Genomic DNA, 13,153 nt, shown 5'->3' with positions numbered 1-13,153 from the left:
GGTCCTTCACACCGGCCGCCGACAAAACGCATGCTCGCCAACCCGAAGGCGGCACCGACGCTACGAGCCAGACAGCCAGTGCTCAGGACCCAACCACCGCGATGCGGCGCTGTCACCCTGACACTGACTCCGAACGCTACCGCGACGGCCGCGGACGCGGCGGGTGAGGGGCGTCGTGGGCTGGCAGGATGCGGGCCATGGCTGAGGTGGCGCTCGCGGCGACCGGGCGGGTGTCGCTCGCCGCCGGTGCCGAGGCCGCCCGGGCCGGCGGGAACGCCGTGGACGTCGCGGTGACCGCCGCGGTGGCGGCGATGGCGACCGAGCCGGGCATCGTCTCGCTCGGTGGTGGCGCGTACGTGTCGGTCTGGCGGGCGGGCGAGGAGCCGGTCGTCGTCGACGGCAACGTCGAGATGCCCGGGCGCGGGCTGGAGCCGGACGCGTTCGGCGGCGGCGTGCGCGAGGTGTACACGACGTACGGCGGGGGAGTGACGATGTTCGCGGGGCCCGGCTCGGTGGCCACCCCGGGCGCGGCGCTGGCGTGCGAGGACGCCGCCACCCGGTACGGGAGCCTGCCGTGGGCCGACGTCGTGGCCCCGGCGGTGCGTGCGTGTCGCGAGGGGTACCCGCTGAACGGCGCGGCGGCCCGCTACCTCGGCTTCGTCGGGGAACCGCTCTTCGGGGCCGACGCCGAGGCGCACGCCGTCGTCACCCGGGCCGACGGCGGCGCCCTCGCCCCGGGGGAGGTCACGACGAACGGGCCGCTGGCCGACGTCCTCGACCTCGTCGCGCGCGAGGGGGCGGCCGTCCTCACGACCGGGGAGGTCGGCCGCGCGATGGTCGCCGACCTCGCCGCGCGGGGCGGGCTCGTCACGGCTGCGGACCTGGGCGAGTACCGGCCGGTCGAGCGGGCGCCGGTGCGGCGGCAGGTGGGGGACTGGGACCTCGCGGTCAACCCGCCTCCGTCCGTCGGTGGTCCGATGCTCGCGGTGATGCTCGGCGAGCTCGCCCGGCGGGGCGACTACTCGTGGGCGGACGTCCTGGAGGTCCAGCGGGCGGTGCTGCGGTACCGCGTGGCGGTGCACGACCACGCAGCCGACCTCGACGCGGCGGGGCACCAGCTCTTGGCCTCCGTCGACCAGCACGGTCTGGCGGGGCTGCCCACCTCGGCGTCCACGGCGCACGTCTCGGCGGTGGACGCCGACGGCACGACGTGCGCGGTCACGATGTCCGCGGGCTACGGCGCCGGGATCACCGTGCCCGGCACCGGGATGCTGCTCAACAACGCGCTCGGCGAGCCCGAGCTCAACCGGATCGGGCTGCACCGGCTCGCCCCGGGGACGCGGCTGGCGTCGAACATGGCCCCGACGACGGGCCGCACGCCGGACGGGCGGGTCATCGCCGTCGGGTCGCCCGGCGCGGACCGCATCACGACGGCGCTCATGCAGGTGCTCGGCCAGGGCTGCCTGCACGGGGCCGACCTGCAGACCGCCGTGGACGCGCCCCGGATGCACGTCCGCTTCGAGGCCGACGGCGAGCCGGTCGTCGAGCACGAGAGCGACGAGGCGATCGAGGCGGCGGTCCGGGCCGCCGGTCTCCGAGCGACCGACCACGGCGAGCTGTCGATGTACTTCGGCGGGGTCGGGGCCGCGTACCGCCGCGAGGACGGCACGCTCGTCGCGGCCGGTGACCCCCGGCGCGAGGCCGCCGTCGGGATCGTCGGCATCCCCTCCTGAGGCCCCTCCTCACCTCCTGACCCCCACCCTCTTTTGCGGAGTCAGGGCCATCCCGCGGAGTCAGGGGTCCATAGCCCCCTGAGGCGACGGGATGGCCCTGACTTCGCCAGTGCGTCGAGGGATGAAAGGGCGAGCGCCGACGCCCCCCGGCTGGCCGGGTCAGCGGACCGCCCCGGTCACCATCCAGCGGTCGGTGCGCACCCGCATCCACATGAGCGTCCCGCGGACCGACATGAATACGGTGAACGCGAGCCACAGCCAGGTGACGGCGTCGGTGATGCCGCCCTGCGTCCCGCCCTGGAGCAGCCAGTCGCCCGCGAGGTGCAGGCCGAGCGCGACGGGCAGGTAGAGCGCGAAGGTGGCCGCCATCGCCCAGGCGAGCCACCGTCCGTCCCCGGCGCCGATGAGGACGCCGTCGACGACGAAGACGAAGCCCGACAAGGGCTGCCCGAGCGCGACGACGACCAGACCTGCGGCGATGGCGGCCTGTACGTCGGCGTCCGGGGTGAAGAACGGCCCGAGCCAGGGCCGGGCGGCGAGCACGGACAGCCCGAGGACGACACCGGCGAGCACGCCCCACCGGAGCATGAGGCGGGTCGCGGCACGTGTCGTCGTGAGGTCCCCGGCCCCGAGCGCCCGGCCGGTGATCGCCTGCGCGGCGATGGCGATGGCATCCAGGGCGAAGGTGAGGAACGACCAGATGGTCGCCGTGACCTGGTACGACGCGAGCGGCACGTCGCCGAGACCCGCTGCGACCCAGGTGGTCAGGACGAGGACGGCCCGCAGCGCGAGGGTGCGCACGAGCAGGGGGACCCCGCCGCGGGCGGCCGCGAGGACCCGTCCCGGGTGTGCCCGCAGCGCAACCTCCGCCCGGCCGGCCTCGCGGACCAGCACGGTCCCGAGCCCGAGCGCCATCCCGGTCTGGGCCATGACCGTCCCCCACGCCGACCCCGCGATGCCCCATCCGAGGCCGTGCACGAACCACAGGCTGAGCAGCGCGTTCGTCCCGAAACCGAGGACCGCGGCGGCGAGCGGGGTACGGGTGTCCTGGAGCCCGCGCAGCACGCCGGTCGTCGCGAGGACCACGAGCATCCCGGGGATCCCCAGGGCGGAGATGCGCAGGTAGGTGGTCGCCTCGTCGAGCGCGCCGGCGCTCGCGCCGAACACCCCGGCGACCGGCCGGGCCGTGAGGGCGACGGCCGCGGCGGTGACGGTGCCGAGGGCGACGGCGAGCCATCCGCCGTCGATACCTGCCGCCACGGCGCCGGAGCGCGACCCCGCGCCGAGCTGCCGGGCGACGACGGACGTCGTGCCGTAGGCGAGGAAGACGAAGACGTTGGCGGCGGTGAGGAGGACGGCGCTCGCGACGCCGAGCCCGGCGAGCGGCTCGACCCCGAGGCGGCCGACGATCGCGGAGTCGACGAGGAGGAAGAGCGGCTCGGCGACGAGCGCGAGGAAGGCGGGGACGGCGAGGCGGAGCACCTCCCGGTGCTGCCTCACCGCCGGCTGCTCGCCCACGCGAGAACTCTCGCACCCGGGAGCGCATGAGCGTCCCGCGACGCACCGTGGTCGCCCGCCGCCCCATTCCCTTCCCCCTCTTGCGGGTCAGGGGCATCCCGTGGGGTCAGGGGTCTATAGCACCATGACCCCACGGGATGGCCCTGACCCCGCGGGGAGGCAGGCTGGGCGGACCGGGCCTGTGGATGACGGGCCGGCGTCGAACGGCGTTCCTGCCATCGTGACGCCCATGCTCGGACCGCCCGCCCCGACCCCGTTCGACCCCGGGGTGCTGCGCCTGGCGCGTGACCTCCGCGCATCCGGCATCGAACCCACGGCGGGCGGATGGCACCAGGTCCGCCACGGGGTGTGGATGCCCCGTCAGTCCTGGTCGGGGCTGACGCCCGAGCAGCGTCACGCCGCGCGCGTCCACGCCACTGCACTCGTCGTCGGCCGGGAGGACCCCGTGTTCGCCCTGTCCTCGGCTGCCGCGGTGTGGGGTCTGCCGCGCATCGAGCCGTGGCCGGAGTCGGTCCGGGTGCTCGTAGAGACCGCGCAGCGTGGCCGCAGCACCGCCCACGTCCGCCCGCACGTGGGCCGACGGAGCGAGGCGCAGCAGCGGTTCGGGTTGCGGGTCACGCCGGCGGCGCGCACCGTGGTCGACCTCGCCCGCACCGGGTCGTTCGTCACGGCGCTCGCCGCGGCCGACCATGCCCTCCGTTTCGGGCTCTGCACCACCGACGAGCTGCTCGCCGAGGCGGACGCCGTCCCGCCGCGCGTCCGTGGCCGCCCGGTCGCCGGTGTGGTGGCGGCGCTCGCGGACGCACGGTCGATGTCGGTCGGAGAGAGCCTGTCCCGGGCACGCATGTACCTGCTCAACCTGCCCCGTCCGGATCTCCAGGTGGAGGTCCTCGACGACGACGGGCTCGTGGGCGTGTGTGACTTCGGCTGGGACGGCGTGGTGGGCGAGTTCGACGGCCGGGTGAAGTACGGCGTGCCGGACGGGGCCGGCCAGGAGGACGCGGCCCAGGTCCTCTGGCGGGAGAAGCAGCGCGAGGACCGGCTGCGTCGGCGATGCCGGGTCGCCCGGTGGACCTGGGCGGTGGCGATGGATGCCCCGCAGCTGGCGGCGCGCCTCGACGAGCAGGGGATCCGGCAGCAGGCGGTGAACACCTGGCTGCCGCGCGTTGTCCGGCACCCCTGACCTGGCGTGCTGGTGTCGTTCGCCGGGGCTTCCGGGTGGTGGGTTTTGGGCGGTCGGCGGTCTGGGTGGCGTGGGGTGGATGAGGCGTGCCGGGTCAGGGGTTTCCTGCGGGATCATGGGCCTGTAGACCCCTGATCACACGGGATGCCCCTGACTCCGCAGAAGTTGGGGGGCCGGGCCTACCGTTGGGGGCATGTGCCGCAACATCCGCCAGCTCCACAACTTCGAGCCTCCGGCGACGACGGACGAGGTCCGCGCCGCGGCCCTGCAGTACGTCCGGAAGGTCAGCGGCTCGACGCGTCCGTCGCAGACCAACGCGGAGGCCTTCGACCAGGCGGTCGAGGAGGTGGCGGCCGTGACGCAGCGGCTCCTCGACGCGCTCGTCACGCACGCCCCGCCGAAGGACCGCGAGGTCGAGGCGGCGAAGGCGCGGGCTCGGGCGGCCGAGCGGTACGGACGGACCGGCTGAGCCGAGGCTCGTCCGCGTCCTGTGCATCGTCGCAGGTCGGGTGCGGCCCGTTCGTGCCGGTTCGCCGAGGCGTTCCGGGAGATACGGGCGGGGGTTTCTCGGGCCTCCCATCGTCCGTTCGGCCGATACCCCCCCTGTGGAAGGCAACACGCCCGAAACTTTTTTCGGTGCACATCCGGTGGATCTCATCGGCGCAGGTCAGAACGTGTGGACCAGGGGGCTCCGAGGGGATGTCCACAGGGTTCTCCACCGATGGTGCACAACGTCGGTGGGCGTTTTCCCCATGTTCTCCACAGGTGGTCCCCAGCCGTTCGGCCGATACCCCCCCACTCACTTTGGCGTCAGCACGACGGCGACCTACGGTGACTCGTCGGACCGGGCCTGTCAGAGGTCGATGATCTGCTGTCGGGCACACGCCCACGGTCCACGTCCTCGGTGGTCGGGGGTGTCGGTGGATCGGACGGAAGGGGTCGGCGGGTGAGCATCGCGGAGCTCAGCTCGGGGTTCTCGGCGCCCCCGGAGCGCCCGGACGAGCGGGTGCCGCCGCAGGACCTCCATGCCGAGCAGTCGGTGCTCGGGTCGATGCTTCTCGACAAGGACGCCATCGCCGACTGTCTCGAGCAGGTCAAGGCGCAGGACTTCTACCGGCCGGCGCACGAGGCGATCTTCGACGCCGTCCTCGACCTCTTCGGCCGGGGCGAGCCGGCCGACGCCATCACCGTCGCCGACGAGCTGTCCAAGCGGGGCGACCTCGCCCGCGTCGGGGGGCAGGCGTACCTGCACCAGCTGATCCAGTCGGTGCCGACTGCCGCGAACGCGGGCTACTACGCCGAGATCGTCCACGAGCGGGCGGTGCTGCGGCGGCTCGTCGAGGCGGGGACGCGCATCGTCCAGCTCGGGTACGCCCAGGGCGAGGGCGACATCGACGACATCGTCAACCGCGCGCAGGCCGAGGTCTACGGCGTCGCCGACAAGCGCGGCGGTGAGGACTACCACGTACTCGGCGAGATCCTCGACGAGACGCTCACCGAGATCGAGGCCGCGTCGGGGCGCACCGACGACCTCATCGGCGTGCCCACGGGGTTCATCGAGCTCGACGAGCTGACGCACGGGCTGCACCCGGGCCAGATGATCGTCCTCGCGGCGAGGCCTGCCGTAGGGAAGTCAACCCTCGGAATCGACGTCGTCCGGGCGGCGGCGATCAAGCACAACATGGCGGCGGCGGTGTTCTCGCTCGAGATGAGCCGCACCGAGATCACGATGCGCATCCTGTCGGCGGAGGCGACGATCCAGCTGCAGGACCTGCGGCGCGGCCTGAAGAACCAGGACCAGTGGAACAAGCTGGCCCGGATCATGGGGAAGATCAGCAGCGCGCCGCTGTTCATCGACGACAGCCCGAACATGTCGCTGATGGAGATCCGGGCCAAGTGCCGGAGGCTGAAGCAGCAGCACAACCTCAAGCTCGTCGTCATCGACTACCTGCAGCTCATGACGTCCGGCAAAAAGGTCGAGTCGCGCCAGCAGGAGGTCGCGGAGTTCTCGCGGGCGCTCAAGCTGCTCGCCAAGGAGCTCGAGGTGCCGGTCATCGCGATCAGCCAGCTGAACCGTGGCCCGGAGCAGCGCACCGACAAGCGACCGCAGATGTCCGACCTGAGAGAATCGGGCTCTATCGAGCAGGACGCGGATGTCGTCATCCTCCTGCACCGCGACCGCGGCGACGTCGAGCGCGAGGGCGAGGCCGACGTCATCGTCGCCAAGCACAGGAACGGCCCGACCAAGGACCTCGTCCTCGCTTTCCAGGGCCACTACTCGCGCTTCAACAACATGGCCAAGGACGGCGGCTTCTAGGGCACCCAGCGGTGACGAGGAACTGTCGAGATGCGCTCAAGGTCGCCGTCGGGACGCAGATCGCAATCGTGATCGGACTTCTGCGCCCCGGCCACTACTACGCGCACCTTCGCGGCCGACTGTGGGCCCGCGCAGGAGCTGGCATCGTATGTGCGTCCTTCCGCCCAGACGGGGCTACAGGCCCGGCGAGCGGCCGTGCTCTCGGATGGGAAGCCTTCTGTCAGGTTCCGAACCGTCTGCAGACGGCTCGTTGCTGCCAGTGCGGCTTTCGAGCCGAGTTCTCGACGATGATTGCGCCTCGCGAGCCGGACGCGTCGATGCCCCACTTCGCCGCCGGCGCAGCGCCGGCCAGACCTCCTCAGGGGCCAACCCGCGGACGCACGAACGACCGTATGCTCAGCTGGTAGCCGACTCAGCCGTCGATGTTCGCCGCAGGGGCGGCGCGCAGCTCCGCGACAACGCGGGCCACGGCTTCGCGAAGTTCCTCTACATGCGCGACGACGGCAGACGGCCCGAATGTCAGCCCTCGGATGCTGCCGCTGCTCGGGGGGTTGCCGTCGCCAATAGCCGTGATGTCGGCTCGGTACATCTCGAGCGCATGCAGAGCCTGGTTCGAGAGCGCTAGACCGTTGGCGTCCTCGTACCAACCCAGGGTGACATCGCTGAGGCCCATCCATCGAGGTGGTCCCGGAGGAAAGAGCCAGCCGATGGAGAGGGGGGAGCGGTTGCTCAGGGGAACCCGGAGTGAGCAGCCAGTCGTGCCCCAGAAGATCGTCAGCCCCTCGATGGATCCCAAGCCCTCGAGCAGGTCCCGTGCCTGATGGCGGTACTCGTCATCGGCGATCGGCGTGAGAAAGTCATCGACCCCGGCCAGCGACGCCTTCGCAGCAGTCCCGCGATTGCCCGGAGGCTGAGCGCCAGCCACGAAGCGGGCCTCGAACGCAGCGTGGTGGGCACCCTCGAAGCGCACGAGCTCCACGGCTGCAAAACGTGCCTCGGTCACTGCATTCAGATACTGGAGAGTCTTCAGTACTGGAGGGGTGAAGCGCTGCGCAACAGCGACATACAAGAAGTCACCGTCTCGCAACTGGGCCGTCAGGCGCTCACGCCAGTCCACAGCGTCTCCGTCTGTCCCGCCCCAGGTCGCGACAATCACATCTTGTAGCGACTTCGCCGTGAGGTGCGAAGGAGAGTGAGCACCATCGAAGTAGCGTCGAACGACTCGAGCTTCGAACTCATCGACGGAGAGTCCCCAAAGGTCCGACCCGTAGTCGATCAGCTGCGCAAGACACTCGCGGAAGTCAGGGTTCTGAGGCCCTGTCTTGAACTCGACGAGGGCGAGTTCGCCCCCGTTTCCTAGCACCACCAGGTCCACCCGACCCGACTCGACTTGGGACTCCCTCCCCACGACGATGGCCGGCTCCCCGAGGCCCAGCTCTTCGAGCGGCAGAAGTTCCGGATGGTCCTTGAGCTTCTCCTGCAGCTGAGCCTCGCTAGCTGCGGCAACCTCGTCGAGGATCGGCATCACTCCGTCAGCAAGCTCCACCAAGATCCTTCGCCCCATGGAATGCCCTTCTCCGAGGTCGTCGGCGACCTGACCAGCCCTCGCAATCTATCCGCTGTGGCAGCCGAGCGTGCTGCGATCCACCCTTGGGGCCCAGGCATGACTCCGGACCTGTCCCAGTAGCGGGTAGCGCGAGCCCTGCCCCGAATCCGCTGAGACCCCCGCGGCTTCTGCTCTACGATCGACCGGGCGGGTCGGTGACGTCGGGAGTCAGAGTGTCGAGGTGGATCACTGGCGTCGTTCGGGCGTGCACGGTGGGGCTCTTGGCCTACCTGGTGTATCGGAGCGTTCGCGGTGACCTGACGTTGGCTCTGTCCGTGTCGTGGTTGGTTGTGGTCGTGCTGAGCGGTGTCTGGGAGACCTGGTATCGGCGCCGGCCGCAGTTGCCTGGGGAACACTCTGCATCGCCCCGACCGGTGCGTGGGTCTGGACTGATCGACCTGGCCTGCTCGCTCATGCCGGGGTGGCTGGTCGTGACCGGGATCGTTCTTGATCTGGCGCTGCGGGAAGGTCTCGACTGGTCCGCCGTCTTCTTTATGGGGGGAGGGGTGCTGGCGATCACGCTCATTCGTTTGGGTGAGAGTCGGCGGTCACAGGCGCCGGATGGTGCTGAATCGTTGCCACGGAACTCTCCGTCTCCAGAGCCGCAGCCCGGTGCGGGCGACCGACGACAACGCGGGTGGGTTTGGAGAGCGGCGAGGGGCATTAGGTCGTGGGGGGCCAGCGTCGGACGACTTGTCGGCGTCGGCGATGTCCACCTGGCCGCGCTGAGCCGGGACCTCGGAGTCGACCGTCGCGTGTTGACCATTGTCACTCGGGTCCCGTGGTTCATGCTCGCCGCAGGTTTGGTGTTCCTGATGACCTACCCGGCCACCTGGCTCCTCGTGCGCGCCGTGCCGGGATAGCCGTGAGGGTCGTTCGTGAACGCAGACCGACCGAGGGGGAGTCATCCCCGCGCCTTTCCTCCCCCGTCCTCGATATCGTCCGGTCCCGCGACCGATCGGTCCTTGGGCTGTCGCCAACAGTCGGGGACCCGGGGCGGCCGAACGCCGCGAGACGATCGATGAGACCGTCAGCAGCGCCCTGCGGGCGCTGCGCCAGGACGCCATGGGGCGCGACCTTGCCGAGGGGCTGACAGAGGACGAGACGGCCTGGCTCGATGCTGACGCCGGGTGATGTCGTCGAGCTCGACCTCGGTACTCCGGCCGGTCGTGAGGCGGGGTCGTACCGTCCTGCCGTCGTCGTGACCGCTGCACGGGTGCTCGGGGGTGGGCCGAATGTCGGTGCACGTGGTGCCGTTGACCCGCACCATCCGCGCGAGCAGCGCGGAGGTGGCCATCGACCCTGACCACGGCAACCCTCTCACGGCGTGCCACTCGGCGGAGTGCCAGCACGTGCGTCCGCCGCCACCGCTGCGCGAACTCGGTTCGCTCCTCGTCCGAGAGGGGTCGCACATCGGCTGCGACGCGGCCGTCGCTCAGGGCGACGCGGCATCGGTCTCGTGGCGACCGTGGTCGCCGGCGGCGTACCGGACGCGCCGTCCGTTCATGTAGACGGCGCGGATCCGGGGTTTGAGGTCGGCGAGGTCGAGGGCGTCGCCGTGGACGAGGACCAGGTCGGCGCGCTTGCCGGGCTCCAGTGTGCCGAGCTCGTCGGCGACGCCGAGCAGCCGGGCGGCCTCCGAGGTGGCCGCCGAGAGGGCGCGCTCGGGGCTCAGGCCGACGCCGGTCAGCAGGGCGAGCTCGTCGAGGTTGTTGCCGTGGGGGACGACGCCCGAGTCGGTCCCCATCGCCACCTTCACCCCAGCGGCAACGGCCCGTGCGACCGAGTCGTGGTGCGCCTCGGTCGCCCACGCGAGCTTCTCCACTGCCCCCGGCGGGAGCGGTGCGCCGCTGGTTGCGGCCCGCTGGAGGAAGTCGTGCACCAGGAGCGTCGGCACGAGCCAGGCGTCCGATCGGAGCATCAGCTCGATCGCCTCGTCGTCGAGCAGCGTTCCGTGCTCGATGGAGCGAACGCCGGCGCGCAGCGCCGCCTTGACCCCGTCGGCCGAGTGCGCGTGCGCCATCACCTTCAGCTCCACGGCCTCGGCCTCGGCCACGATCACGGCGAGCTCGTCGGGTCGCAGCTGCGCGTGCTCGGGGTGGTCGCGGCTGGACATGATGCCGCCGGAGACGCACACCTTGAGCACGTCGGCGCCGGCCCGGATGATCTCCCGTGCCTCCCGGCGCACCGCCTCGGGACCGTCGGCGACCCCCGACGGCCGGCCCGGATGCGGGAGCACGGGCGTGAGCTGCAGGCCCGAGGGCTGCCAGCCGTCGTAGTGGCCACCGGTCTGCGAAAGCGCGCTGATCGCGATGTGCACCCTGGGGCCGTCGATCAGCCCGTCCTCCGCCGCGCGCTTGATGCCCAGGTCGGCACCGGCGGCATCGCGCACGGTGGTGATGCCGGCGTCGAGCGTCGCCCGCAGGTTCCGCGCGGCCTCGAAGAACTGATAGGAGAACGGCCGGTAGGCCAGCCCCGCCAGGTCGCCGCCGCTGACCACCGTGTGCACGTGGCAGTCGAACAGGCCGGGCAGCACCGAGAGGCCGTGGGCGTCGACCTGGTCGTCTCCGTCGAGCCCGACGCCCACCTCGGCTATCCGACCGCCCTCGATGGCGACGTCGGCCACGGCCGGGGCGGCGCCGGTGCCGTCGAACACCGAGCCGCCCCGTACGACGGTCCTCATCGCGGGCCCGTCACCACAGCCCGCGCGAGCCGGCATCCATGATCAGCTCGCGGACCGGGATCAGCTCCTTGGAGCCGACCCCGGCGAGCATCTGCTGCGACAGGTGGAAGCCGAAGTCCTCGTGCACGGCCTTCTTCAGCGGCCGGGACAGCACGTTGTGGGTGGCCCACCGGGAGAACCGCGGGCGCTGCATGATGAAGCGGGCGAGCTCCCAAGCCCGGTCGAGCAGCTGCTCGCGCGGCAGCACGTCGCTCACGATGCCGAGCTCGAGCGCCGTCTTCGCCGGGATCGACTTGCCCCCGTAGATGTAGTACGCCGCCCGCTTGGGCCCCATCAGCGCCTGCAGGGCCAGGGCCTGCCCGTCGCCCGGCACGCTGCCGGCCAGGAAGTGCGGGTCCATGAAGTCGGCGTCCTCCGCGCACAAGGTGACGTCGCAGAGCATCGCGAACTCGGTGTGGATGCCGGGGCCGTTGACCGCCGCGATGGTGGGGATGTCGAGGTTGCCCATGAAGCTCTCGATCAGCTTCCAACCGTCGAGGGTCTGCTGGAAGATGTAGTCCGGCTCCTCCTCGACGATCGGCTTGCCCCAGGAGCGGTTCGGATCGGCGGTGAACCAGGTGTCGCCGGTGCCGGTGATGATCAGGACCTGGTTCTCGGGGTCGTTGCCGACGTCTTGCCACACCCGCGTCCACGCGTTGTGCGCGGCCCAGGTGTGCACATAGGGACCGTCGTCGGTGTGCAGCCGGAGCTCGATGATCCCGTTCTCTCGCCGCATCCGGAAGAAGTCGGAGTACTTCTGCGAGTACTCCTCGAACGCCGGGGGCTCGATGTAGCCCTCGTAGCCGTGGGTGCCGGACGGGTCGTGTGCCATGGGTGCCTCCTGAGCGAAGATGTCGTTAACGATACGAGAATGTATCGGTACGACGCAAGGGAGGAGACGCACCGACTCGTCGACGGCGCGCGTGGCGAGGCGGGCCGGGGTCGGGCGAGGAGCCGGGATGGCCGGCGAACGGGAGGGTCAGCGGCTGCGGAGGCCGTCGAGAACGGTGTCGACGACCTGCTCTGCGAAGTCCGGCTCGACGGACCGGCCCTCCCGGGTGACCCAGAGGTAGACCGGGCCGGTCAGCATCAGGCTCAGGAAGCCGGCGTCCACGGGCGGCAGCTCGCCAGCCTCCACGGCTCGGTCGAGACGGTGCTGGAATGCGGCCATCCGCCGGTCCTGCACCGCGTGGCCGAGCTCCCGGATGGGATCGCCGGCTCCGGCGGTGACCGTCGCGTTGATCACGGCCCGCCCGATCGGTGTGGCCAGCACGTGACCGACCTGGCACAGGAAGTCGACCACGTCGGCCCTCAGGTCACCGGTGTCGGCGACCTCGACCCAGTCAGTGGCGAACCTCAGCAAGGCCTCCTCGATCAGCGCCTCGCGGTCGTCCCACTTGCGGTAGACGGTGGCCCGGCTCGCGCCGGCCCGCTTGGCCACGGCGTCGAACGTCACCGCGACGACGCCGCCCTCGGCGATCAGCGCGACGGTGGCGTCGAGCAACCGAGCGCGCACCTCCGCCGTCCGACCTCCCGGCCTCGACCGCCTGGCCGGTGCAGGTTCTGGCGTGGGCACTCGGCCGATGCTACCCACGTCGCCGGGTCGTTCCCGCCGCGAGTCGGCGCATGGGTCAGCGGTGGCTGATGAAGCGGTAGTAGTAGCCGTCCGGGTCCGAGAGGCGGAAGTCGTCCAGACCCCAGGGGCGCCTCTGCAGATCGGCGTCGAAGATCTCGACGCGCAGTGAGGCGCCCTCGGTCACGGCAGCTCCCGCACGGCCATCCGCCTGACCCCGACGTAGCCGACGAGCCGCTGCGACCCGCGCTCACGAGCGCACCAGTAGCCGAAACCGTGCTCGTCCCAGTGGCGGACCCATCGGGCGACGAGCTCGGCGGCGTCCTCCTCGTCCGCCAGCAGCTCGGACGGGTTGTGCTCGACGGTCCGCGGCTCGCCGAGGACGGCGAACACCCCCGCGGAGTCGGCCTCGACAGGGCGGGTCAACCGCAGCCGCTCTGTCTCCAACCCCCGGCGCCCCATCCACTCATCCTGGCATCACGAGGCCTGCCGCTGCGTCGC

Annotated in this window: 11 protein-coding genes; 4 read left to right on the top strand and 7 right to left on the bottom strand. The window is 71.3% G+C overall.

Features of this window, described 5'->3' with window-relative positions; all coding sequences use genetic code 11:
• Positions 1-197: 197 nt before the first annotated feature.
• Positions 198-1,733, top strand: a complete 1,536-nt coding sequence (locus JQN72_RS17835) for a gamma-glutamyltransferase (protein ID WP_204136484.1) — start codon at positions 198-200, stop codon at positions 1,731-1,733.
• 159 nt (positions 1,734-1,892) lie between these two features.
• Here the strand turns inward: JQN72_RS17835 and JQN72_RS17830 are convergent, their stop codons facing one another.
• A complete protein-coding gene (locus JQN72_RS17830; RefSeq protein WP_307812808.1) occupies positions 1,893-3,251 on the bottom strand; it encodes an MATE family efflux transporter in 1,359 nt (452 codons plus the stop codon).
• Positions 3,252-3,480: 229 nt separating this feature from the next.
• On the opposite strand from JQN72_RS17830, the gene JQN72_RS17825 reads away from it, so the two are divergent.
• The 3 genes from JQN72_RS17825 (at position 3,481) to dnaB (ending at position 6,751) form a co-directional block, all read left to right on the top strand.
• Positions 3,481-4,434 (top strand): hypothetical protein, encoded by a 954-nt coding sequence (locus JQN72_RS17825; protein WP_204136483.1) that lies wholly within the window; start codon positions 3,481-3,483, stop codon positions 4,432-4,434.
• Positions 4,435-4,627: 193 nt separating this feature from the next.
• Entirely contained in the window at positions 4,628-4,903 is a 276-nt protein-coding gene (locus tag JQN72_RS17820; RefSeq protein ID WP_204136482.1) for a DUF2277 domain-containing protein, read from the top strand.
• Between the two features lie 477 nt (positions 4,904-5,380).
• Entirely contained in the window at positions 5,381-6,751 is a 1,371-nt protein-coding gene (dnaB, locus tag JQN72_RS17815) for a replicative DNA helicase (RefSeq protein WP_204136481.1), read from the top strand.
• A gap of 412 nt (positions 6,752-7,163) precedes the next feature.
• On the opposite strand, the gene JQN72_RS17810 is transcribed toward dnaB, so the two are convergent.
• The 6 genes from JQN72_RS17810 to JQN72_RS17790 form a co-directional block, all read right to left on the bottom strand.
• Positions 7,164-8,297 carry a hypothetical protein gene (locus JQN72_RS17810; RefSeq protein WP_204136480.1) on the bottom strand — a complete coding sequence of 378 codons (1,134 nt, stop codon included), beginning with the start codon at positions 8,295-8,297 and terminating at the stop codon, positions 7,164-7,166.
• Between the two features lie 1,495 nt (positions 8,298-9,792).
• On the bottom strand, positions 9,793-11,040 hold the full coding sequence (locus tag JQN72_RS17805) for an amidohydrolase family protein (protein ID WP_204136479.1): 1,248 nt from the start codon (positions 11,038-11,040) through the stop codon (positions 9,793-9,795).
• A 10-nt stretch (positions 11,041-11,050) separates the two neighbouring features.
• Entirely contained in the window at positions 11,051-11,911 is an 861-nt protein-coding gene (locus JQN72_RS17800; protein ID WP_204136478.1) for an enoyl-CoA hydratase/isomerase family protein, read from the bottom strand.
• A 147-nt stretch (positions 11,912-12,058) separates the two neighbouring features.
• Positions 12,059-12,595 (bottom strand): TetR/AcrR family transcriptional regulator, encoded by a 537-nt coding sequence (locus JQN72_RS17795; RefSeq protein ID WP_204136477.1) that lies wholly within the window; start codon positions 12,593-12,595, stop codon positions 12,059-12,061.
• Between the two features lie 115 nt (positions 12,596-12,710).
• A complete protein-coding gene (locus JQN72_RS18765; protein ID WP_255541823.1) occupies positions 12,711-12,839 on the bottom strand; it encodes a hypothetical protein in 129 nt (42 codons plus the stop codon).
• The gene (locus JQN72_RS17790) at positions 12,836-13,078 is read right to left on the bottom strand and encodes a GNAT family N-acetyltransferase (RefSeq protein ID WP_204136476.1); all 243 of its coding nucleotides are present in this window, start codon (positions 13,076-13,078) and stop codon (positions 12,836-12,838) included. The genes JQN72_RS18765 and JQN72_RS17790 overlap by 4 nt, the downstream gene beginning before the upstream one ends.
• Positions 13,079-13,153: the final 75 nt, after the last annotated feature.

It is taken from the genome of Phycicoccus sp. CSK15P-2, from assembly GCF_016888005.1.
Lineage (GTDB): Bacteria > Actinomycetota > Actinomycetes > Actinomycetales > Dermatophilaceae > Phycicoccus.
Note: the sequence above shows the minus strand (reverse complement) of the source record. Positions and strands in the feature narration are given on the sequence as shown.